This is a genomic window from Pseudomonas sp. LSJ-87, assembly GCF_032971465.1.
In the GTDB taxonomy this organism is placed as follows: Bacteria; Pseudomonadota; Gammaproteobacteria; order Pseudomonadales; family Pseudomonadaceae; genus Aquipseudomonas; species Aquipseudomonas putida_Z.
Window position 1 is genome coordinate 509,402 of sequence record NZ_JAWJYQ010000001.1, and the last position, 21,596, is coordinate 530,997.

Genomic DNA, 21,596 nt, shown 5'->3' on the forward strand with positions numbered 1-21,596 from the left:
CGCCGGCCTCCCCTTCAATTACTTACTTTTTTGCGACGTTACCTGCGTGGGACAGGCCCAGGTCAGCCAAGGTCTTGTCGACTACTTTGGCCGGCAGCGGGATGTAGCCATCCTTCACCACGACCTGCTGGCCAGCTTGCGACAGCACCAGCTTGACGAACTCGGCTTCCAGCGGGGCCAGAGGCTTGTTCGGGGCCTTGTTGACGTAGACGTACAGGAAGCGCGACAGCGGGTAGGTGCCGTTCAGGGCGTTGGCTTCGTTGTCTTCAACGAACTCGCCGCCTTCCTTCTTGGCCAGGGCCACGGTCTTGACGCTGGCAGTCTTGTAGCCGATGCCCGAGTAGCCGATACCGTTCAGCGAGGAGCTGATCGACTGCACGACCGAGGCCGAGCCAGGCTGTTCGTTGACGTTAGGCTTGAAGTCGCCTTTGCACAGGGCTTCTTCCTTGAAGTAGCCGTAGGTGCCCGATACCGAGTTACGGCCGAACAGCTGTACTGGCTTGTTGGCCAGGTCGCCGGTCACGCCCAGGTCACCCCAGGTCTTGACGTCGGCTTTGCCACCGCACAGGCGGGTGGAAGAGAAGATGGCGTCGACCTGGGCCATGGTCAGGCCTTTGATCGGGTTGTCCTTGTGCACGAACACGGCCAGGGCGTCTACGGCGACCGGGATGGCGGTCGGTTTGTAGCCGTACTTCTGCTCGAAGGCCTGCAGCTCGACGTCCTTCATCTTGCGGCTCATCGGGCCGAGGTTGGCGGTGCCTTCGGTCAGCGCGGGTGGCGCGGTGGAGGAGCCGGCAGCCTGGATCTGGATGTTTACGTTCGGATATTCCTTCTTGTAGGCCTCGGCCCACAGAGTCATCAGGTTGGCGAGGGTGTCCGAACCGACGCTGGAGAGGTTGCCCGAAACACCGGTGGTCTTGGTGTAGGTCGGGATCGCAGGATCGACAGCGGCTACCGCGTTGGCGGTTGCAACGCCAGCGGCGGCAAAGGTGAGGGCCGCCATCAAACGCTTCAGTTTCATGCCTTGCTCCTAGCAGGAATATTGGGGTGTTGGATGGAACGGGCCCAAGTATCTGCAGGCCGCATGAATACGATATGACTTGAATATGACAATTGGATGAAAGGCCATCACTGAAGAGCGCACGCTTTCTCGCCACAGACGCCGATCTTTGTGGGAGCGGCCTTGTGTCGCGAAAGGGCTGCAAGGCAGCCCCGGCAATTCATGCTTCTGCGCTGAGCCCTTGGGGCCGCGCTGCGGCCCTTTCGCGACACAAGGCCGCTCCCACAATGACTGTGCCAGCCATGCCGATCAGCGCTTGTTGGCGAGCAGGTACAGGCCCACAACCAGACCAACGGCACACAGCCCCGCCACATAGTAGGCCGGCGCCATCGGGCTCACTTTCAGCAGCGCAGTCACCACCATCGGCGTCAGCCCACCAAAGATTGCGTAGGCCACGTTGTACGAGAACGACAGCCCGCTGAAGCGCACTACCGCCGGGAACGCCTTGACCATCACATAAGGCACCGCGCCAATCACGCCCACGCACAGCCCGGTCACTGCATACAGCGGGAACAGCAGCTCGGGGCGCGTAGGCAGGCTGTGGTAGAAGGTCCAGGAGGTCGCCAGCAGCAACAGGCTGCCGATCACGAACACCCGGCCCGCGCCAAAGCGATCGGCCAGGCTGCCAGCGCCGATGCAGCCGAAGCTGAGCAGCACGATGGCCAGGCTGTTGGCCTTGAGGGAGTCGGTGGGGCTGATGTGGTAGATGCTCTGCAGCAGCGCCGGAGTCATCAGGATGAGCACCACGATGGCGGCCGACAGCATCCAGGTCAGCAGCATCGACAGGATGATCGCACCGCGATGGTCACGCAGCACCGCGCGCAACGGCAGCTCCTCGGCCAGCGCCTTGCGCTGCTGCATCTCGGCGAACACCGGGGTTTCGTGCAGCCAACGGCGCAGGTACACCGAGAACAGGCCGAATACACCGCCGAGCAGGAACGGGATACGCCAGGCGTAATCGGCCACTTCCTGCGCGCTGTAGACGCTGTTGATCAGGGTCGCCACCAGCGAGCCAAGCAGGATACCCGCAGTCAGGCCTGCGGTGAGGGTGCCGCAGGCGTAGCCGGTGTTGCGTTCTGGCACGTGCTCGGACACGAATACCCAGGCGCCGGGTACCTCGCCGCCGATGGCCGCGCCCTGGATCACGCGCATCAGCAGCAACAGGATCGGCGCCCACATGCCGATCTGTGCATAGGTGGGCAGCAGGCCCATGATCAGCGTTGGCAAGGCCATCATGAAGATGCTCAGGGTGAACATCTTCTTGCGCCCGAGCAGGTCGCCGAAGTGGGCCATGATGATGCCGCCCAGCGGCCGCGCCAGATAGCCAGCGGCAAAAATGCCGAAGGTTTGCATCAGGCGCAGCCATTCGGGCATGTCGGCGGGGAAGAACAGCTTGCCGACCACCGTGGCGAAGAACACGAAGATGATGAAGTCGTAGAACTCCAGTGCGCCGCCCAGGGCGGACAGTGAGAGAGTCTTGTAGTCACTGCGGGTCAGCGGCCGCGAGGGCTGCTCGATACTGCTCGGCACGGAAGTCATCGCTGATTGTTCTCTTTGTAGGCATGCAGGCCGCTTGGCACGCGGCTTCTGGAGTGGGAGACAGGCGAAGATAGCAAATTGCTGAGCTGCGCCGGAAGCGATACAAAATCCCTACACATATTCATGAATGCACGGTCGTCGCTGGCCGTTATGCTCTATATACTGGCAGTTCGTAGGAAAAGGTTGCTGCTAGCGTGGGATGTTGTGCGAAAACGCCGGTCTTTATGTCAGGCGGTTTCGCAGAGTTTCCCTACGGCCGCTCAGTGAAACGAAATCGGCGTAGTATGTTTCAAGCTGAATCGTTTACCCGGCCTTTGCGCCACACCAACGAAAAGCGTCACGGGTCAGAGGCCCCATCGCATGATTGAGCTCGAACAAGAAGATCCAATCCCGCAAGGCGACCTGGCCTTGCAGATCACCGCACTGCCGCGCGAAACCAACGGGTTTGGCGACATCTTCGGCGGCTGGCTGGTCGCCCAGATGGACCTGGCCGGTACCGCCATGGCCAGCCGTGTCGCCGGCGGCCGCGTGGCCACCGTGGCCATCGACCGCATGGCCTTTCTGGTCCCGGTCGCCGTCGGCGCGCAGCTGTCATTCTATACCCAGACCCTGGAAATCGGCCGCAGCTCGATCCAGATGATGGTCGAAGTGTGGAGCGACGACCCGCTGTCCAGCGAATGGCGCAAGGTCACCGAAGCAGTCTTCGTCTTCGTCGCCATCGACGGCAGTGGCCGCACCCGCTCCGTACCTCGTCGCTGAGCCACGCCGGCGGTAAACTCATTGCATGTGCCCGGGTCCAAGGCCCACTGGCAATCAATGAGATGAATGCAATGGCTACCTTCCAGGTCGTAACCGAGCAACATGGCGAACTCAACTGCTGGCGTATCAGCAGCGACCAAGCCGAACTACTGATCGCCCAGCAGGGCGCGCAGATCCTCAGCTACCAGCGCGTTGGCGAGCCACCGCTGCTGTGGCTGAGCGACCAGGCCATCTTCCGTCAGGGCAAGTCGGTACGCGCCGGTGTGCCGGTGTGCTGGCCGTGGTTCGGCAACCTGCAGCGCAACCCCCAGGCCGTGCAGGCCATGTACCACGGCAAACAGGCACCCGCCCACGGCCTGGCGCGCGCGCGCGACTGGCAATTGCTGGCTATCGAAGAAGCGGGCGAAGGCCTACGTATCGAATTCGAACTGCCGGAAGCGCAGGGTGACCTGCCTGGCTGGCCTCATGACGTCGAGCTGAAGCTGGTAGTGGAGCTGGGCAAGGACCTGCAGCTGAACCTGACCAGCCGCAACATGGGCAATACCCCCGTCACCATCAGCCAGGCCCTGCACAGCTACTTCGCGGTCAGTGATGTGCGCCAGGCGCGGGTCGAAGGGGTGGAGGGGCTGAGCTATATCGAGACCCTGGCTGACTGGGAGCAGCGCCAGCAGCAGGGGCCGCTGGCGTTTGCCGGGGAGACTGACCGGATCTACCTGGCGACCCCGCAAACCCTGAGCATCGTCGACCCGCACTGGGAGCGGCGCATTACCTTGACCAGCAGCGGGTCGCGCTCGGCGGTGATCTGGAACCCTTGGACTGAACGGGCCAGGGATCTGCCGGACATGGCTGATGATGGGTGGCAGCGGATGCTGTGCATCGAGACGGCGAATGTGTGGGATGACCTGGTGGAATTGAAGCCTGGGGGCAGCAGCTCGCTGGGGGTCAGGATTGGCTGTGAAATGATCTGAGTCTTGCAGTGCCTGTTCGGGCCCCTTCGCGGGTAAACCCGCTCCCACAAGGTCTCCACAATATTCAAGGTTTGTGGAGACCCTGTGGGAGCGGGTTTACCCGCGAAAGGGCCAGTGCAGGCAATCAGAGGTCTGCGTCCTCCACCACCCTCACCTTCCCGGCATCCAGCGCATAGGCCGCATCGGCCAGGTCATTGCTGACCTTCTCCACCTTCAGTTTGCCGCTGACCCACAGCGGTGTGTAGATATCATCGATCTTCAGGCCTTGCGGGTAGCGCACCAGCACCAGCTGGTTCGGTGGTGGTGGCGGCACATGGATGCACGCGCCCGGGTACGGCACCAGGAAGAACAATGTGCTGTTGCCCTTGGCATCGCTCTCCAGCGGCACCGGGTAGCCGCCCAGGCGAATATCCTTGCCGTTCATGGCCGCCACGGTCTTGGTCGAGTACATCACCGCCGGCAGGCCCTTGCTCTGCTTCAGGCCGCCCTTGTCGGTAAAGGTGCCCATGGCTTCCGGCGAGTTGTGGTCGATATCGGGCATTTGCTCGAGCGCCTGCTGGTCCGACTTGGGCATCAGCTCCAGCCAGTCGGTTTCAGGCAGTTCGGCATGGGCCAGGGCGCTGGCCAACAGCAGTGGGGCGAGGAAAAAGGCACGCATGAAAATGCTCGGCAACTCGAATGAATTGCCGGGCATTCTAACCAGTATTCAACGTTTCTTGATGAATCCGTAGATCACCAGCAGGATCACTGCACCGATCAGCGCGCCAAGGAAACCGGCAGCCTGCCCGGCCTGGTAGATACCCAGCGCCTGGCCGCCGTAGGTGGCCAGCAGGGAGCCGGCAATCCCCAGCAGGATGGTCATGATCCAGCCCATGCTGTCGTCGCCCGGCTTGATGAAGCGGGCCAGCAGGCCGACGATAAGGCCGATGAAGATGGTTCCAATGATACCCATGGCAATCCCTCTGCAGTGAAGATGGAACAAGCCAAAGCCTAGACAGCGCTTTGGCTTGTTGCCATTTCAGAGGGCAAGCCGCTGGTAGAAGTTCGATCAGTTGCCGATCAGGGCTTCTACTTCGGCAATCTTGCGCTCGAGGGTGGCCATGTCGTGGCAGCGCAGGGTAGCGTGGCCAACCTTGCGACCAACCTTGAAGGCCTTGCCGTAGTGGTGCAGGTGGCAGTCACCGATGGCAACCACCTTGTCCACCGCCGGCACTTCACCGATGAAGTTGAGCATCGCGCTCTCGCCGACCTTGGCAGTCGAGCCCAGCGGCAAGCCGGCGACGGCGCGCAGGTGGTTCTCGAACTGGCTGCAATCGGCGCCTTCGATGGTCCAGTGCCCGGAGTTGTGCACGCGCGGGGCGATTTCGTTGGCCTTCAGGCCGCCATCGACTTCGAAGAACTCGAAGGCCATCACGCCCACATAGTCCAGTTGCTTGAGCACACGGCCCACGTAGTCTTCGGCCAGGGCCTGCAGCGGGTGCGCCTGGCTGGCGACCGACAGGCGCAGGATGCCGCTTTCGTGGGTGTTGTGCACCAGCGGGTAGAAGCGGGTTTCGCCATCACGGGCACGCACGGCCACCAGCGACACTTCGCCGGTGAACGGCACGAAGCCTTCCAGCAGGCAAGGTACGCTGCCCAGCTCGGCAAAGGTACCGACCACGTCCTCAGGCGTGCGCAGCACCTTCTGGCCCTTGCCGTCGTAACCCAGGGTGCGGGTTTTCAGCACGGCCGGCAGGCCGATGCTGGCCACCGCGGCGTCCAGGTCGGCCTGCGAGAGGATGTCGGCGAAGGCCGGGGTAGGGATACCCAGGTCGCGGAACATGCTCTTCTCGAACAGGCGGTCACGGGCGATGCGCAGCGCTTCGGCGCTGGGGTACACCGGCACGAACTGCGAGAGGAAGGCCACGGTCTCGGCCGGGACGCTTTCGAACTCGAAGGTGACCAGGTCGACTTCGTCGGCCAGCTGGCGCAGGTGGTCCTGGTCGCCGTAGTCGGCACGCAGGTGCTCGCCCAGCGGCGCAGCGCAGGCGTCCGGCGCCGGGTCGAGGAAGGCGAAGTTCATGCCCAGCGGGGTACCCGCCAGGGCCAGCATGCGGCCCAGCTGGCCGCCACCGATTACACCGATCTTCATGGGTTGAGCCTCAAGCCTGGCGCGGGTCTGGGTTGTCCAGCACGGTGTCGGTCTGTTCCGTGCGGAACTGCTTGAGCGCCGCGTGGTACTGCGGGTACTTGGCGCCGAGGATGCTGGCCGACAGCAGCGCGGCGTTGACCGCACCGGCACGACCGATGGCCAGGGTGGCAACCGGCACGCCGGCTGGCATCTGCACGATCGACAGCAGCGAATCGACACCCGACAGCATCGACGATTGCACAGGCACGCCCAGCACCGGCAGGTGGGTCTTGGCGGCACACATGCCTGGCAGGTGGGCTGCGCCACCGGCACCGGCGATGATCACCTCGATGCCACGGCCCTCAGCCTCCTCGGCATACTGGAACAGCAGATCCGGGGTACGGTGGGCGGAAACCACCTTCACCTCGTAGGGAATGCCGAGTTTTTCCAGCATATCGGCGGTGTGGCTAAGGGTGGACCAATCGGACTTGGAGCCCATGATCACGCCAACCAGTGCACTCATCGTCGAGCCTCTTCGCTTGTGCGCCCTTGGGCGCGTCAAAAAACAACAAGCCACGCGGGACGACCGGCGTGGCTTGTTTGCTGATCAGGACCGGACGCATCCGGTCGAAAGGCCGCGCAGTATACCGTAAGGTGGTGCGTTTAAGGCACCCCGGCGACCAACTGTCGCCCCTTATTTTTCGGGGCTTTGACTGACTTTTGGGTCAACCATCGCCGCCCCCTCGAGCTTGCGCCACAACAGCCTCACATTGGCCTTGCGCACCAGGGCGCAGCGGTAAAGGCGGATTTCCAGCGGCACGTGCCACTGGCTGCCGCCGCAGATCGCCAGTTCGCCCCGTTCCAGTTCGCCACGCATCGACAGGCGCGGCACCCAGGCGATGCCCATGCCTTCCAGCGCCATGCTCTTCAGACTGTCGGCCATGGCGGTTTCATAGACGGTGGTATAGCGCAGGTTGCGCTGACGCAGCAGCAAATTGACCGAGCGACCGAGGAAGGCGCCGGCGGTATAGGCCAGCAGCGGCACGCTGCCCTCGCCTTCCAGGTCGAACAACGGCTTGCCGTCGGCATCCACGGCGCATACCGGCAACATTTCAGTGGTGCCCATGTGCAGCGACGGGAAGATCTCGGCATCCATCTGCAGGGCGGCATCCGGGTCATAGAAGGCCAGCATCAGGTCGCAGCCACCTTCGCGTAATGCATGCACGGCATCTCCGACGTTGGTCGCAACCAGGCGGGTGGCAATGTTCAACCCGTCATTGCGCAACTGGGCCACCCAACGCGGGAAAAAGCCCGATGCCAGCGAGTGTGCCGCGGCCACTTGCACCACTTCACCCTGCCCGCCTTCCAGATGATGCAAGTGGCGGAGAATTTCGCTCAACTGGTCGACAACAGTACGCGCCGTGACGAGAAACAGCTGGCCGGCCTCTGTCAGCTCGATCGGCGTGCGGGAACGATTCACCAATTGCAGGCCCAAGGCTGCTTCCAGGCTGCGAATGCGCCGGCTGAAGGCCGGTTGGGTGACGAAACGCCGCTCTGCCGCCTGGGAAAAACTGCGGGTGGCGGCCAGCGCGCTGAAGTCTTCCAGCCATTTGCTTTCAAGGTTCACGAAGCACATCTCCTGGCGTGCACCAAAATGGAACACGCTCGAATGTCAATTGGCGTCACATGAAACACTATGCCGTTTGTGCATAGGTTAGCGTGCAACAGCATTGGCCGCAAAATCACCTTCAGGCCTAGGATTGGCGCCATTCCGGCATGTGCCGGGTCAAAATCGAGATGATATACATCATGTCCTCCGCTGCATCGTTCCGCGTCGAAAAAGATTTGTTGGGTACCCTTGAAGTTCCTGCAGATGCCTACTACGGCATCCAGACCCTGCGCGCTGCCAACAACTTCCACCTCTCCGGTGTTCCGCTGTCGCACTACCCGAAGCTGGTCGTGGCCCTGGCCATGGTCAAGCAGGCTGCTGCCGACGCCAACCGTGAGCTGGGTCACCTGAGCGATGCCAAGCACGCTGCCATCACCGCAGCCTGCGCCCGCCTGATCAAAGGCGATTACCACGACCAGTTCGTGGTGGACATGATCCAGGGCGGTGCTGGTACTTCTACCAACATGAACGCCAACGAAGTCATCGCCAACGTCGCGCTGGAGGCCATGGGCCACCAGAAGGGTGAGTACCAGTACCTGCACCCGAACAACGACGTGAACATGGCGCAGTCGACCAACGACGCCTACCCGACCGCCATCCGTCTGGGCCTGCTGCTGGGCCACGACGCCCTGCTGGCCAGCCTCGACAGCCTGATCCAGGCCTTCGCTGCCAAAGGTAAGGAATTCGACCACGTACTGAAGATGGGCCGTACCCAGCTGCAGGACGCCGTACCGATGACCCTGGGCCAGGAATTCCGCGCCTTCGCCACCACCATGACCGAAGACCTGCAGCGCCTGCGCTCGCTGGCCCCGGAACTGCTGACCGAAATCAACCTGGGCGGTACCGCCATCGGCACCGGCATCAACGCCGACCCTGGCTACCAGGCCCTGGCCGTACAGCGCCTGGCTGCCATCAGCGGCCAGCCGCTGGTACCGGCTGCCGACCTGATCGAAGCCACCTCCGACATGGGCGCCTTCGTGCTGTTCTCCGGCATGCTCAAGCGTACCGCCGTCAAGCTGTCGAAGATCTGCAACGACCTGCGCCTGCTGTCCAGCGGCCCACGCACCGGCATCAACGAGATCAACCTGCCAGCGCGCCAGCCAGGCAGCTCGATCATGCCAGGCAAGGTCAACCCGGTTATCCCGGAAGCCGTCAACCAGGTGGCCTTCGCCATCATGGGCAACGACCTGGCCCTGACCGTCGCCGCCGAAGGTGGCCAGCTGCAGCTGAACGTTATGGAGCCGCTGATCGCCTACAAGATCTTCGACTCGATCCGCCTGCTGCAACGCGCCATGGACATGCTGCGCGAGCACTGCATCGTCGGCATCACCGCCAACGAACAGCGCTGCCGTGAACTGGTCGAGCACTCGATCGGCCTGGTCACCGCCCTGAACCCGTACATCGGCTACGAAAACGCCACCCGTATCGCCCGCGTTGCCCTGGAAACCGGCCGCGGCGTACTGGAACTGGTGCGCGAAGAGAAGCTGCTGGACGACGCGATGCTCGACGACATCCTGCGTCCGGAAAACATGATCGCTCCCCGTCTGGTTCCGCTGAAGGCGTAACCAGGCCGCTGTAAACAGTCTCACCAGGTCGAGGGACTAGACACCTCTCAACCTTTCCAAGGCCCGAGCCTATGCTTCGGGCCTTTTTTTTGCCTGAAGGATTTGGGGCTGCTTTGCAGCCCATCGCGACGCAAGGCCGCTCCTACAAGAGCCCTGCGTACAACGGCCAATGTGGGAGCGGCCCCCGAACATCGGCACACAACTTGCTCCATAATGCGTCCCAGCCCAACGGGATTACCCAGCATGCTGCACAGCCACCTGACCACCCTCAACGCGGTTTCGCTGATCCTCAACGTCTTCCAGGCAGACGGTTGCGACGCGTCGGCGCTGCTGGCCGGCAGCGGCATCGGCCCGGCAGACCTGGGCCATGCCGATGCGCGCATCACTACCCAGCAGGAACTGCAGGTGTGCGCCAACGCCGTTGCCCGACGCGAGGATATCGGCCTGGAACTGGGCCGGCGCATGCATGTGTCGTGCTACGGCATGCTCGGTTACGCCCTGCTCTCCAGTGCCACTTTGGGTGACGCCTTGCGCCTGGCGCTGCAGTATCCGGCACTGCTGGGAACAGTCTTCAAGCTGCGTTTGCTCGACGACGGCCAGCGCGTCTGGTTCAGCGCCAGCGACTACCACGATAGCCCGACGCTGACCGCCTTCAACGCCGAGTTCTGCCTGGTGTCGCTCAAGGTCATCTGCGACGACCTGCTCGGCCGCCCGCTGCCCCTGCTGGCAGCCCGTTTCGAACACCCACGGCCCGGTTACCACGCACTCTATGCCGGGGCATTCCAGTGCCCGGTCGGTTTCGAGGCCGAGGACAATGCCTTTGCCTTCGAACGGCGCTGGCTGGACACACCACTGCCGCTGGCCGACCCGATTACCCACAAGGCCATGAGCGAACGCTGCCGGCGCCTGAACCTGGAATTCACCGGCCGCCAGGCCTGGCTGGGGCGGATTCGCCAACTGCTGGCGCAGCAACTGGATGCAGCGCCCGGGCTGGAAGGGCTGGCGCGGCAGATGAACTGCTCATCGCGCACCCTGCGCCGGCATTTGCAGGCGTTGGGCAGCAGTTATCAACAGCTGCTGGATGAACTGAGGTTCGAGCGGGCCAAGCAGATGCTGGCTGATGAGCAGATGCCGATCTATCGGATTGCCGAGTGCCTGGGGTTCAGCGAGACCGCCAGTTTTCGGCATGCCTTCCAGCGTTGGAGTGGCGTCGCGCCCAGTCACTTCCGCGGTTGACCTGTACCGGCCCTTTCGCGGGTGAACCCGCTCCCACAGGGATTGCACACACTCAGGTGCAACACTGTACCTGTGGGAGCGGGTTCACCCGCGAAAGGGCCAGTACAGGCCACCAACAAATCCAGCCAAAGAGCTTGGCCATATCGATCCCCTTTTGGCCACTTGCGTCGTTCTCCCCCACTGGCCCGCCCATGAGAATGGGCCCACGCCAGTACCCACCGGAGAACAACAATGCTGACGATCTATTCCGATGACCACCGCCTGCACCACGGCCGCTGCGAGCTGATCGACGGCAAGCTGATGCCCTGTTTCGAAATGCCGTCACGCGCCGACCATGTGCTCGACCAGGTAAAAAAGCGCAACCTCGGCGACATCCTGGGCCCCACCGACTTCGGTCGCGCACCGTTGCTGCGCATCCACAGCGCCGGCTACCTGGACTTCTTCGAAGGCGCCTGGGCGCGCTGGGCCGCACTGGGCCAGGAAGGCGACTTGCTGCCGTTCACCTGGCCCGCACGCACCCTGCGCCAGGTAAAACCCACCGGCCTGCACGGTGAGCTGGGCTACTACAGCTTCGATGCCGGCGCACCGATCACCGCCGGTACCTGGCAGGCCGCCTACAGCGCCGCCCAGGTCGCCCTCACCGCGCAGGCGGCTATCCAGCAAGGCGCCCATTCCGCCTTCGCCCTGTGCCGCCCGCCAGGGCACCATGCCGCCGGCGAAGTCATGGGTGGCTATTGCTACCTGAACAACGCCGCGATCGCCGCCCAGGCCTTCCTCGACCAGGGCCGGCGCAAGGTCGCCATCCTCGACGTCGACTACCACCACGGCAACGGCACCCAGGACATCTTCTACAACCGCAACGATGTGTTCTTCGCCTCGATCCATGGCGACCCGCGCGACGAGTTCCCGTTCTTCCTCGGCTATGCCGATGAAACCGGCGAGGGTGCCGGTGAAGGCTGCAACATCAACTACCCTCTGCCGGCCGGCAGCGACTGGGCCGCCTGGAGCGCTGCCCTGGAGGACGCCTGCCAGCGCATCGCCGCCTATGACGCCGATGTACTGGTGATCTCGCTGGGCGTGGATACCTTCAAGGACGACCCGATCTCGCAGTTCAAGCTGGACAGCCCGGACTACCTGGAAATGGGCAAGCGCATTGCCCAGCTCGGCAAGCCGACCCTGTTCGTGATGGAAGGCGGCTACGCTGTGGAAGAAATCGGTATCAACGCGGTCAATGTGCTGGAAGGCTTCCAGCGCGCCCAGCCAGGAGCCCGGTAATGGTCCGACTCAAGCGTCTGCTCGCCCCGTTCATCGCCGCTACCCTGATCACCGGTGCCCTGCAAGCCCAGGCCGAACAGCGCACCCTGCGGGTGTACAACTGGTTCGACTACATCACCCCGCAAACCCTCACCGAATTTCAGAAAGACAGCGGGGTGAAGCTGGTCTACGACATCTTCGACACCAACGAGGCGCTGGAAGCCAAGCTGCTGACCGGCAACTCCGGGTATGACGTGGTAGTGCCGTCCAACGTATTCCTCGCCAAGCAGATCGAAGCGGGGGTGTTCCAGCCGCTGGACCGCAGCAAGCTGCCGAACTGGCAGCACCTGGACCCGGCGCTGATGAAGCTGATCGAGGCCAACGACCCCGGCAACAAATTTGCCGTGCCTTACATGTACGGCACCGTGCTGATCGGCTTCAACCCGGCCAAGGTCAAGGCTGCGCTCGGCGACAACGCCCCGGTGGACAGCTGGGACCTGATCTTCAAGGAAGAGAACATCGCCAAGCTCAAGCAGTGCGGCGTGGCCCTGCTCGACTCGCCGTCTGAGATCATGCCGCTGGCGTTGCAGTACCTGGGCTTGCCACCGAACAGCGACAAACCGGCTGATTACAAGAAAGCCGAAGCGCTGATGCTGAAGATTCGCCCGCACATCACCTACTTCCATTCCTCGAAATACATGGCCGACATCGCCAACGGCGATATCTGCGTGGCAGTGGGCTACAGCGGCAGCTTTTCGCAGGCCGCCAACCGCGCCGTCGAGGCGAAGAATGGCGTAGTGGTGGACATGCGCCTGCCCAAGGAAGGTGCACCGATCTGGTTCGACATGCTGGCGATTCCGAAGAACGCGGCCAACCCGGAAGATGCCCACGCGTTCATCAACTACCTGCTGCGGCCCGAAGTGATTGCGCCGATCAGCGACTTTGTCGGGTACCCGAACCCGAACAAGGACGCGACTGACAAGGTGAGCCCGGCGATTCGCAACAACCCCAACCTGTATCCGACGGCGGAGGCGATGGCCAAGCTGTATACCCTCAAGCCCCTGGCGCGGGATGCCGAGCGGGCTCGGACCAGGGCCTGGACGCGAATCAAGTCCGGCACCTGATTTAGAGCCGGGGGCTGCTTTGCAGCCCAATCGCCGGCAAGCCAGCTCCCACAGGGATCGCGCAAGCTTGAGGATTTAGAGCAAGGCAGTTGCTCCCCAGGGCTGCACAGCTCTCAAGACCAGTGCAGTCCCTGTGGGAGCGGGCGTGCCCGCGAAGGGCCGCACAGCGGCCCCATTCACTTTCTCCAGGCCTTGCGCAAGCGCATCAACGCCTCGGCAATCTCCCCCTCCGGCACCGCTGCAAACCCCAGCACCAGCCCTGCCCTTTTATCCACAGGCTGCTCGCTGTCCGCCAGCCAGAAATTGCTCAGCGGCGTCACCTCCACCCCTACCGCTTCAGCCTTGGCCACCAGCTCCTGCTCTCGCGCAAAGTTATCCACATCGACCTTCACATGCAGCCCGGCCGCCACCTCCGGCATGCCGCCCAAACCCGGAATATCCACAGGCCAGCCAGCCTTCAGCACATTGCGCCGGCTCAACGCTGCCTTGCGCATGCGCCGAATATGCCGCTGGAAGTGCCCCCGGGCCATGAACTCGGCCATCACGCACTGGCTACTGACCTCCGAATGCCGCACCGCCAGCGCCCTGCCCTGGCTGAACGCCTGCGCCAGTTGCGGCGGCAGTACCAGGTAGCCCAGGCGCAACGCCGGAAAGGCGATCTTGCCGAAGGTACCGACGTACAGTACCCGCCCGTGCCGGTCGAGCGCCGCTAGCGGGGCCAAGGGCGCACCGCTGTAGCGATACTCGCCGTCGTAGTCGTCTTCGATGATCCAGCCTTCGCTGCGCTCGGCCCAGGCCAGCAGATCCAGGCGTCGCGCCAGGCTCATGGTCACCCCGGTCGGGTACTGGTGGGCTGGCGTGACATAGGCCAGCCGGCAATCCGTCAGCTGCCCGAGCCGGCGACAGTCCATGCCGTCCTCGTCCACCGGCACACCACACAACCTGCCACCGGCCAGCGCAAAGGCATGCCCGGCTGCGCGGTAACCCGGGTTTTCCACAGCCACACCGTCGCCCGGCTGCAACAGCAACTGTGCACAAAGGCTGATGGCCTGCTGCGCACCACTGGTGATCACAATTTGTTCAGCAGTACAACTCAACCCACGCGAGCGACGCAGGTAGGCCGCGATCAGCTCGCGCAGCAGCGGCTCGCCTGCCGGGTCGCCATAACCTAACTGCGCCGGAGCCGGGTTGCGCCAGAAACCCGCCTGCAGCTTGGCCCAGACGTCGAACGGGAACAGGTCGAACGCCGGAATACCGACGCGAAAAGCACGCGGTGCACCGCTTCTTGGGGGCGGCAGATGGTTAATTTTCAGGCGCTGCAAAGGCTCGCTGGAAAAGCGCTTGCTGGATAAATCCTCAGTATTTTTTGAGGAAAATGTGGATAAGTCTGTTGATAACCCCCGGGGTAACCCTGTGGATACTTGTGTGGATAGTTTTGCAGCGGAGAGTTTCGGTAACTGACTGACATAGGTGCCGTCGCCTACCCGGCTTTCGATGTAGCCCTCGGCATATAGCTGGTCATAGGCCCGCACCACGCTGTTGCGTGACAGCGCCAGCATGGCGGCCAGATCACGAGTGGCCGGTAGCCGCGTGCCACTGCTCAGGCGCCCGTCCAGCACCCGCGCACGTAGCGCCTGATACAGCTGTTGGCTGAGCCCGCGACGGCGATCGAGGGTGATCCCGGCAGGGTCGAAAGGCAACACTAGGGGGCGCTCGCTCACGGTATTGGACCTATAAAAACAGCTGTTAATGGCACTTACTATGAACCAATAGCCTGCCTAGGATGGAGCCATCGCACAAGGAAACCGAGCATGTACAACAGCAAACCCCATCAGGAACACGACCTCGGGCGCCTGCACCAGCACATGCTCGACACCCGCCTGGCCATCCTGGTCAGCCAGGGCGAACAAGGCCTGCTGGCCACGCACCTGCCAGCGCTGGTCGATATCGCCGAAGGCGAATTCGGCACCGTCTATGCCCACCTGGCGCGGGCCAACCCCCAGTGGCACGACCTGAAGCAAGGCGGCGAAGCCCTGCTGGTGTTCCCCGGCGCCGATGCCTATGTCAGCCCCGGTTACTACCCGAGCAAGGCCGACAACCCCAAGGTGGTGCCAACCTGGAACTACTTGGCCGTGCACGCCTATGGCCCGGCCGAAGTGATTCACGAAGCCGAGCCATTGCTGGCCATTGTCAGTCGCCTGACCGAGCGCCACGAACAAGGCCGCGGCGAACCGTGGAACGTCACCGATGCCCCGCGTGACTACCTCGATGGCATGCTCCGCGCCATCGTCGGCATTCGCCTGCCCATCGCCCGCCTGCAAGGCGCGCGCAAGCTCAGCCAGAACCGCTCTGAGCAAGACATTGCCGGCGTGCGTGAAGGCCTGAGCGCCAGCCCCGATTACCTGGATAACCAACTCGCGGCGCACATGCGCCAACTCTGAAGGAATAGCCCATGTCCAGCGTTACCCTGCGTCCTGTTACCACCCAAGACCATGCTGCCTGGCTCGCCCTGTGGCAGGCCTACTTGCACTTCTATGAGTCCGAATTGACCGAAGAGGTCAGCCTCAGCGCCTGGCAACGCCTGCTCGACCCGAACGAACCGACCCATTCGGCCCTGGCCTGGGTCGATGGCAAGGCAGTGGGCATGGTCAACTTCATCTACCATCGTTCCAACTGGAGCATCGGAAACGCCTGCTACCTGCAGGACCTGTACGTGGACAGCACACAGCGCAGCCTGGGCATCGGCCGCCAGCTGATCGAGCACGTCTACGCCAAAGCCAAGGCCGACAACTGCGCCAAGGTGCACTGGCTGACCCACGAGACCAACGCCACCGCCATCAGCCTGTACCAACAGGTTGCCGAGCGCTCGGGCTTCATCCAATTCCGCAAAGAGTTCTAAGCCGAACATGACCGACGCATTGAACTGGAAACCCGCCACAGCTCCCCAGGCCGAGCCCATCGACGGCCGCTTCATCCGCCTGGAAAAGCTCGACCCGGCGCGCCATGGCGACGACCTCTGGGAGGTGCTGCAAGGCCCGGCGGCCGACCCGGTGCTGTGGGACTACCTGCCCTATGGCCCGTTCACCGAACGTGCCGCCTTCGACCGTTGGCTGGAAGGCAACGCCGCTGGCCGCGACCCGCTGTTCTACACCGTCATCGACCGCGCCAGCGGCCAGGCCCAGGGCATCCTGAGCCTGATGTCGATCGTGCCCGACCACGGCCGCATCGAAATCGGCCACATCGCCTTCGGCGCTGCCATGCAGCGTACGCCCAAGGGCACCGAAGCGGTGTACCGGCTGGGTAAGCTGGGCTTCGAACTGGGCAACCGCCGGCTGGAGTGGAAGTGCAACAACGCCAACGCACGCTCCAAGCGTGCGGCGGAGCGGTTTGGCTTTGTCTATGAAGGAGTGTTCCGCAAGCACCTGGTGGTGAAGGACCACAATCGGGATACGGCGTGGTATTCGATCACCGATGATGAGTGGCCGGCGGTGGCTGCCGGGTTCGAGCGTTGGTTGAGCGAGGAAAACCAGAAGCCCGAGGGGCAGGTGCAGACCTTGGAGGCGTGCCGCAAGGGTTGAGAATTGCACTGGACCAACCGGCCACTTCGCGGGCTTGCCCGCTCCTACAGGTTTTCCACAGGTCTCGAGACTGGTGGTGTACCTGTGGGAGCGGGCAAGCCCGCGAAGAGGCCGGCAGATTCAACGCAAAAAAAAGGGGAGCATCCGCTCCCCAGAGGTAAACCGCTTGTAGATGAGGGCTTATCTCAGCCTTCGATCTCGATCAGGATCTCGCCCGGTGTCACGCGGTCGCCCTTGGCCACGTGGATGGCCACGACCTTGCCAGCGATACCCGCCTGCACTTCGGTCTCCATCTTCATGGCTTCGGTGATCAGCACGGCCTGGCCGGTCTTGACCATGTCGCCTTCCTTGACCAGCACATCGACGATGTTGCCTGGCATGGTGGTGCTGACATGGCCCGGGGCACTGGCCTGCTTGCGCTTGCTGCTGCCGCCGCCGACGAATTCGTTGAGCGGCTCGAACACCACTTCTTCCGGCATGCCGTCGATCGACAGGTAGAAGTGGCGCTTGCCTTCGGCCTTCACGCCCACACCGGTGATGTCGACGCGGTAGGTTTCGCCGTGCACGTCGATGACGAACTCGGTCGGTACGCCTTCACCGCTATGAGACGCCACTGCGCCCGCTTCAGGAATTGGCAGCAGGACTTCAGGGGTCAGAGTGCCGGCTTCGCGTTCTTCGAGGAACTTACGGCCAATGTCCGGGAACATGGCGAAAGTCAGCACGTCTTCTTCGCAACGGGCCAGGGCGCCGATATCGGCACGCAGCTTGGCCATTTCCGGCTTCAGCAGGTCGGCCGGGCGCACGTCGATCACTTCTTCACTACCGATCGCCTGACGGCGCAGCTGCTCGTTGACCACGCCCGGAGCCTTGCCGTAACCGCCTTGCAAGTACAGCTTCACCTCGTTGGTGATGGTCTTGTAGCGCTCGCCGGCCAGCACGTTGAAGAACGCCTGGGTACCGACGATCTGCGAGGTCGGGGTTACCAGCGGTGGGAAGCCGAGGTCTTCACGCACGCGCGGGATCTCAGCCAGCACTTCGTTCATGCGGTTGAGGGCGCCCTGCTCCTTGAGCTGGTTGGCCAGGTTGGAAATCATGCCGCCCGGCACCTGGTTGACCTGCACGCGAGTGTCCACGGCGGTGAACTCGCTTTCGAACTGGTGGTATTTCTTGCGCACGGCATAGAAGTACAGGCCGATTTCCTGCAGCAGCTCCAGGTCCAGGCCGGTATCGAATTCGCTGCCCTTGAGCGCGGCAACCATCGACTCTGTACCCGGGTGGCTGGTGCCCCAGGCGAAGCTGGAGATGGCGGTGTCGATGTGATCGGCGCCGTTTTCCACAGCCTTCAGCTGGCACATTGCGGCCAGGCCGGCAGTGTCGTGGGAGTGGATGAACACCGGCAGCGACTGCTCGGCCTTCAACGCCTTGACCAGTTCGCCGGTGGCGAACGGGGTCAGCAGGCCGGCCATGTCCTTGATCGCCACCGAGTCGCAACCCATGGCTTCCATCTGCTTGGCCTGATTCACGAAGGCTTCGATGGTGTGTACCGGGCTGGTGGTGTAGGCGATGGTGCCCTGGGCGTGCTTGCCGGCAGCCTTGACCGCTTCAATGGCCACGCGCAGGTTTCGCACGTCGTTCATGGCATCGAAGATGCGGAACACGTCGATACCGTTGACCGCTGCCTTGGCGACGAACGCCTTGACCACATCGTCGCTGTAGTGGCGGTAGCCCAGCAGGTTCTGGCCGCGCAGCAGCATTTGCAGGCGGGTGTTGGGCAGTGCCGCGCGTAGCTTGCGCAGGCGCTCCCACGGGTCTTCCTTGAGGAAGCGCACGCAGGCGTCGAAGGTGGCGCCACCCCAGACTTCCAGCGACCAGTAGCCGACCTTGTCGAGCTTGTCGCAGATCGGCAGCATGTCTTCGGTACGCATGCGGGTGGCCAGCAGGGACTGGTGGGCGTCGCGCAGGATCGTGTCGGTTACGTGAATTTTCTTGGACATTATGGGGTTCCTCACAGGCCTGCGTGGGCGGCGATGGCAGCGGCGATGGCCAGGGCCAGCTCTTCGGGTTTGCGCTTGATCGAGTAGTTGGTCAGTTCCGGGTGGCTTTCGACGAAGCTGGTGTTGAACTGGCCGCTACGGAATTCGGGATTGCGCAGGATTTCCTGGTAGTACGCGGCGGTGGTCTTCACCCCTTGCACGCGCATGTCGTCCAGGGCCCGCAGGCCGCGGTCCATGGCTTCTTCCCAGGTCAACGCCCACACCACCAGTTTCAGGCACATGGAGTCGTAGAACGGCGGAATGGTGTAGCCGGTGTAGATCGCCGTGTCGGTACGCACGCCCGGGCCGCCGGGGGCGTAGTAACGGGTGATCTTGCCGAAGCTGGGCAGGAAGTTGTTCTTCGGGTCTTCGGCGTTGATGCGGAACTGCAGCGCGTAACCGCGATGCTGGATGTCTTCCTGCTTGACCGACAGCGGCAGGCCCGAGGCAATGCGGATCTGCTCACGGACGATGTCGATACCGGTGATTTCCTCGGTGATGGTGTGTTCCACCTGCACCCGGGTGTTCATTTCCATGAAGTACACTTCGCCATCGGCGAGCAGGAACTCCACGGTACCGGCGTTCTCGTAGTTCACTGCCTTGGCCGCACGCACCGCCAGGTCGCCGATGTAGGCGCGCTGTTCGGGGGTGAGCTGTGGGCTCGGGGCGATTTCGATGAGCTTCTGGTTGCGGCGCTGGATCGAGCAGTCGCGCTCGAACAGGTGCACGACGTTGCCAAAGCTGTCACCGAGGATCTGCGCCTCGATGTGCTTGGGGTTGACGATGCACTTTTCCAGGAACACTTCCGCAGAACCAAAGGCCTTGGTAGCCTCGGAGATGACGCGGGGGAAGTTCTGTTCCAGTTCTTCACGGCTGTTGCAACGGCGAATACCACGGCCACCACCACCAGAGGTGGCCTTGAGCATGACCGGGTAACCGATGCGGTCACCTTCACTCAGGGCTTCGTGAATATCGGCAACGTTGCCTTCGGTACCCGGGGTTACCGGTACACCGGCGGCAATCATGGTGCGGCGTGCTTCGGTCTTGTCGCCCATGCGGCGAATGACCTCGGCGGCCGGGCCGATGAACTTGATCCCGCGTTCGGCGCAGATCTCTGCCAGTTCAGCGTTTTCCGACAGGAAACCATAGCCCGGGTGCAGGGCATCACAGCCGGTTTCCACAGCCAGGTTCACCAGCTTGCGCGGGTTCAGGTAACCGGCCAGCGGCTCGGCACCAATGCTGTGGGCTTCGTCGGCGCGCTTGACGTGCAACGCGTGGCGGTCGGCGTCGGAATAGATCGCCACCGAGCGAATGCCCATCTCGGCGCAGGCACGCACGATCCGAACTGCAATTTCACCTCGGTTGGCGATCAGGATTTTTTTTATCACTGGAGTCTTCCCAAAGCCGTAGGAACAGTCGAGCCGGTTCTCCCGGTCGGCGCGTGACCAGACGTTGCTGGCCAGTCGCACATTCACCCTAGCGCTGTAGGTTGATAAACAAAAATCAATATTTGTTAGGGGCTGTATTAGCAAAAGCTTATAGTGCGGTAACAAGGTGTTGCCGAAGGGCGGATAAAAATGCGTAAGTCCTTGATGCGTATGACTTTGCGTCAACTGCAGATCTTCAACGAGGTATGCGATTTGCGTTCGTACAGCCGTGCGGCGGAAGAGATGGCGCTGACGCAACCCGCCGTTAGTCTACAGATCCGCCAGCTCGAAGAGCTGATCGGCCAGCCGCTGTTCGAGTACGTGGGCAAGAAGCTCTACCTGACCGAAGCTGCCGAGGCCCTGCAACGCGCCAGCCGCGACATCTTCGGGCGCCTGGAAAGCCTGGACATGCAGCTTTCGGACATGCAGGGCTCATTGCAGGGGCAGTTGAAACTGGCGATCGAGTCCAGTGCCAAGTACTTCGTGCCACACCTGTTCGCGGCCTTCAAGCAGCGTCACCCGGAGGTCAACCTGACCCTGACGGTGGTCAATCGCGCCCAGGCCATCCGCCGCCTGTCGGACAACCGCGACGACCTGATCATCATGTCCATGGTGCCGCAGGACATGGGCCTGGAGTTTCTGCCGTTCCTCAACAACCCGATCATCGCGGTGGCGCCGCCCGAGCACCCGCTGTGCAAGCTGGAGCAACTGCGCCTGCAGGACCTGGAGCCTCATACCCTGCTGGTCCGCGAACAGGGTTCGGGCACGCGCAAGGCTTGCGAGGAATACTTCAAGGACAAGCGCGTGCATTTCACCCAGACCCTGGAGGTGGCCTCGGCCGACGCCCAGCGCGAATGCGTGATCGCCGGCCTGGGCATTGCCATGCTTACCCGCCATGCGGTCAACCTGGAGCTGGCCACCGGTGTGCTGAGGGAGCTGCCCGTGGAGGAACTACCCCTGTACCGCAGCTGGTGCGTGGTGCAGTCCAAGGCCAAACGGCAGTCGCCGGTGGCCTTGGCTTTCCTGGCGTTCATCCGCAGCGAACGTGCGCTGATCAGCGCACTGGTTGAGCGTTTTTCGGGGAAGCTGCTGCCGACGCCTGCCAGACCGTGAGCTCTTGCAGCTCGGGGTAGTCCACTAGTTCGCGGAGCAGTTGACGTTGGTCGCAATAGCTCTCGATCGCGCGGCGGTATTCCATGCGGCGCTGATCCTTTTCCTGCTGCTTGCGAGCCTTGGCGCTGGGTTGGTACGTACCGTCGAAGTCACGAGCCATT

21 protein-coding genes are annotated in these 21,596 nt (G+C 62.9%); 10 read left to right on the forward strand and 11 right to left on the reverse strand.

The features are described from left to right. Positions 1–22: 22 nt before the first annotated feature. Together RYH74_RS02215 and RYH74_RS02220 are read right to left on the reverse strand one after the other, a co-directional pair. Positions 23–1,021, reverse strand: a complete 999-nt coding sequence (locus RYH74_RS02215) for a phosphate ABC transporter substrate-binding protein PstS (RefSeq protein WP_013974822.1) — start codon at positions 1,019–1,021, stop codon at positions 23–25. Positions 1,022–1,309: 288 nt separating this feature from the next. Continuing rightward, positions 1,310–2,599, reverse strand: a complete 1,290-nt coding sequence (locus RYH74_RS02220) for an MFS transporter (protein ID WP_003258167.1) — start codon at positions 2,597–2,599, stop codon at positions 1,310–1,312. A gap of 360 nt (positions 2,600–2,959) precedes the next feature. On the opposite strand from RYH74_RS02220, the gene RYH74_RS02225 reads away from it, so the two are divergent. Further along, positions 2,960–3,358 carry an acyl-CoA thioesterase gene (locus RYH74_RS02225; RefSeq protein ID WP_003253317.1) on the forward strand — a complete coding sequence of 133 codons (399 nt, stop codon included), beginning with the start codon at positions 2,960–2,962 and terminating at the stop codon, positions 3,356–3,358. A gap of 71 nt (positions 3,359–3,429) precedes the next feature. After that, positions 3,430–4,326 carry a D-hexose-6-phosphate mutarotase gene (locus RYH74_RS02230; RefSeq protein ID WP_317408896.1) on the forward strand — a complete coding sequence of 299 codons (897 nt, stop codon included), beginning with the start codon at positions 3,430–3,432 and terminating at the stop codon, positions 4,324–4,326. 124 nt (positions 4,327–4,450) lie between these two features. On the opposite strand, the gene RYH74_RS02235 is transcribed toward RYH74_RS02230, so the two are convergent. From RYH74_RS02235 to RYH74_RS02255, 5 genes are all read right to left on the reverse strand, one after another. Continuing rightward, a complete protein-coding gene (locus tag RYH74_RS02235; protein WP_317408897.1) occupies positions 4,451–4,984 on the reverse strand; it encodes a DUF3299 domain-containing protein in 534 nt (177 codons plus the stop codon). A gap of 48 nt (positions 4,985–5,032) precedes the next feature. Continuing rightward, entirely contained in the window at positions 5,033–5,278 is a 246-nt protein-coding gene (locus tag RYH74_RS02240) for a GlsB/YeaQ/YmgE family stress response membrane protein (protein ID WP_012274863.1), read from the reverse strand. 96 nt (positions 5,279–5,374) lie between these two features. Continuing rightward, positions 5,375–6,457, reverse strand: a complete 1,083-nt coding sequence (locus RYH74_RS02245; RefSeq protein ID WP_317408898.1) for a 5-(carboxyamino)imidazole ribonucleotide synthase — start codon at positions 6,455–6,457, stop codon at positions 5,375–5,377. Between the two features lie 10 nt (positions 6,458–6,467). Beyond that, on the reverse strand, positions 6,468–6,959 hold the full coding sequence (purE, locus tag RYH74_RS02250) for a 5-(carboxyamino)imidazole ribonucleotide mutase (RefSeq protein WP_003253304.1): 492 nt from the start codon (positions 6,957–6,959) through the stop codon (positions 6,468–6,470). Between the two features lie 171 nt (positions 6,960–7,130). Beyond that, positions 7,131–8,063 carry a LysR substrate-binding domain-containing protein gene (locus RYH74_RS02255; protein ID WP_161797629.1) on the reverse strand — a complete coding sequence of 311 codons (933 nt, stop codon included), beginning with the start codon at positions 8,061–8,063 and terminating at the stop codon, positions 7,131–7,133. 182 nt (positions 8,064–8,245) lie between these two features. On the opposite strand from RYH74_RS02255, the gene aspA reads away from it, so the two are divergent. The 4 genes from aspA (at position 8,246) to RYH74_RS02275 (ending at position 13,284) form a co-directional block, all read left to right on the forward strand. Further along, entirely contained in the window at positions 8,246–9,670 is a 1,425-nt protein-coding gene (gene aspA, locus RYH74_RS02260) for an aspartate ammonia-lyase (RefSeq protein WP_003260072.1), read from the forward strand. Between the two features lie 243 nt (positions 9,671–9,913). Next, positions 9,914–10,906: an AraC family transcriptional regulator gene (locus RYH74_RS02265; protein ID WP_084785308.1), complete on the forward strand. Its 993-nt coding sequence runs from the start codon at positions 9,914–9,916 to the stop codon at positions 10,904–10,906. A 231-nt stretch (positions 10,907–11,137) separates the two neighbouring features. Beyond that, entirely contained in the window at positions 11,138–12,181 is a 1,044-nt protein-coding gene (locus RYH74_RS02270; RefSeq protein ID WP_317408899.1) for a histone deacetylase family protein, read from the forward strand. Further along, a complete protein-coding gene (locus RYH74_RS02275; protein ID WP_075046780.1) occupies positions 12,181–13,284 on the forward strand; it encodes a polyamine ABC transporter substrate-binding protein in 1,104 nt (367 codons plus the stop codon). The genes RYH74_RS02270 and RYH74_RS02275 overlap by 1 nt, the downstream gene beginning before the upstream one ends. A 176-nt stretch (positions 13,285–13,460) precedes the next feature. On the opposite strand, the gene RYH74_RS02280 is transcribed toward RYH74_RS02275, so the two are convergent. Then, complete coding sequence (locus tag RYH74_RS02280; protein ID WP_317408900.1) at positions 13,461–15,005, reverse strand: PLP-dependent aminotransferase family protein; 1,545 nt, start codon at positions 15,003–15,005, stop codon at positions 13,461–13,463. A gap of 90 nt (positions 15,006–15,095) precedes the next feature. Between RYH74_RS02280 and RYH74_RS02285 the strand changes: the two genes are divergently transcribed. Genes RYH74_RS02285 through RYH74_RS02295 form a run of 3 tightly spaced genes read left to right on the forward strand, consistent with a single transcriptional unit; the run spans position 15,096 to position 16,862 of the window. After that, positions 15,096–15,725, forward strand: a complete 630-nt coding sequence (locus RYH74_RS02285) for an FMN-binding negative transcriptional regulator (protein WP_317408901.1) — start codon at positions 15,096–15,098, stop codon at positions 15,723–15,725. Between the two features lie 11 nt (positions 15,726–15,736). Next, positions 15,737–16,183, forward strand: a complete 447-nt coding sequence (locus tag RYH74_RS02290; RefSeq protein WP_075046783.1) for a GNAT family N-acetyltransferase — start codon at positions 15,737–15,739, stop codon at positions 16,181–16,183. Positions 16,184–16,190: 7 nt separating this feature from the next. Further along, positions 16,191–16,862: a GNAT family N-acetyltransferase gene (locus RYH74_RS02295; protein ID WP_075046784.1), complete on the forward strand. Its 672-nt coding sequence runs from the start codon at positions 16,191–16,193 to the stop codon at positions 16,860–16,862. Between the two features lie 185 nt (positions 16,863–17,047). Here the strand turns inward: RYH74_RS02295 and oadA are convergent, their stop codons facing one another. Together oadA and RYH74_RS02305 are read right to left on the reverse strand one after the other, a co-directional pair. Further along, positions 17,048–18,856 carry a sodium-extruding oxaloacetate decarboxylase subunit alpha gene (gene oadA, locus RYH74_RS02300; RefSeq protein ID WP_232881303.1) on the reverse strand — a complete coding sequence of 603 codons (1,809 nt, stop codon included), beginning with the start codon at positions 18,854–18,856 and terminating at the stop codon, positions 17,048–17,050. Between the two features lie 11 nt (positions 18,857–18,867). Then, the gene (locus RYH74_RS02305) at positions 18,868–20,283 is read right to left on the reverse strand and encodes an acetyl-CoA carboxylase biotin carboxylase subunit (RefSeq protein ID WP_013974837.1); all 1,416 of its coding nucleotides are present in this window, start codon (positions 20,281–20,283) and stop codon (positions 18,868–18,870) included. A gap of 189 nt (positions 20,284–20,472) precedes the next feature. On the opposite strand from RYH74_RS02305, the gene RYH74_RS02310 reads away from it, so the two are divergent. Next, entirely contained in the window at positions 20,473–21,435 is a 963-nt protein-coding gene (locus tag RYH74_RS02310; protein WP_015272364.1) for a LysR family transcriptional regulator, read from the forward strand. Here the strand turns inward: RYH74_RS02310 and RYH74_RS02315 are convergent. Then, positions 21,377–21,595 carry a PA3496 family putative envelope integrity protein gene (locus RYH74_RS02315; protein ID WP_075046785.1) on the reverse strand — a complete coding sequence of 73 codons (219 nt, stop codon included), beginning with the start codon at positions 21,593–21,595 and terminating at the stop codon, positions 21,377–21,379. The two genes, RYH74_RS02310 and RYH74_RS02315, sit on opposite strands and share 59 nt — an antisense overlap. Position 21,596: the final 1 nt, after the last annotated feature.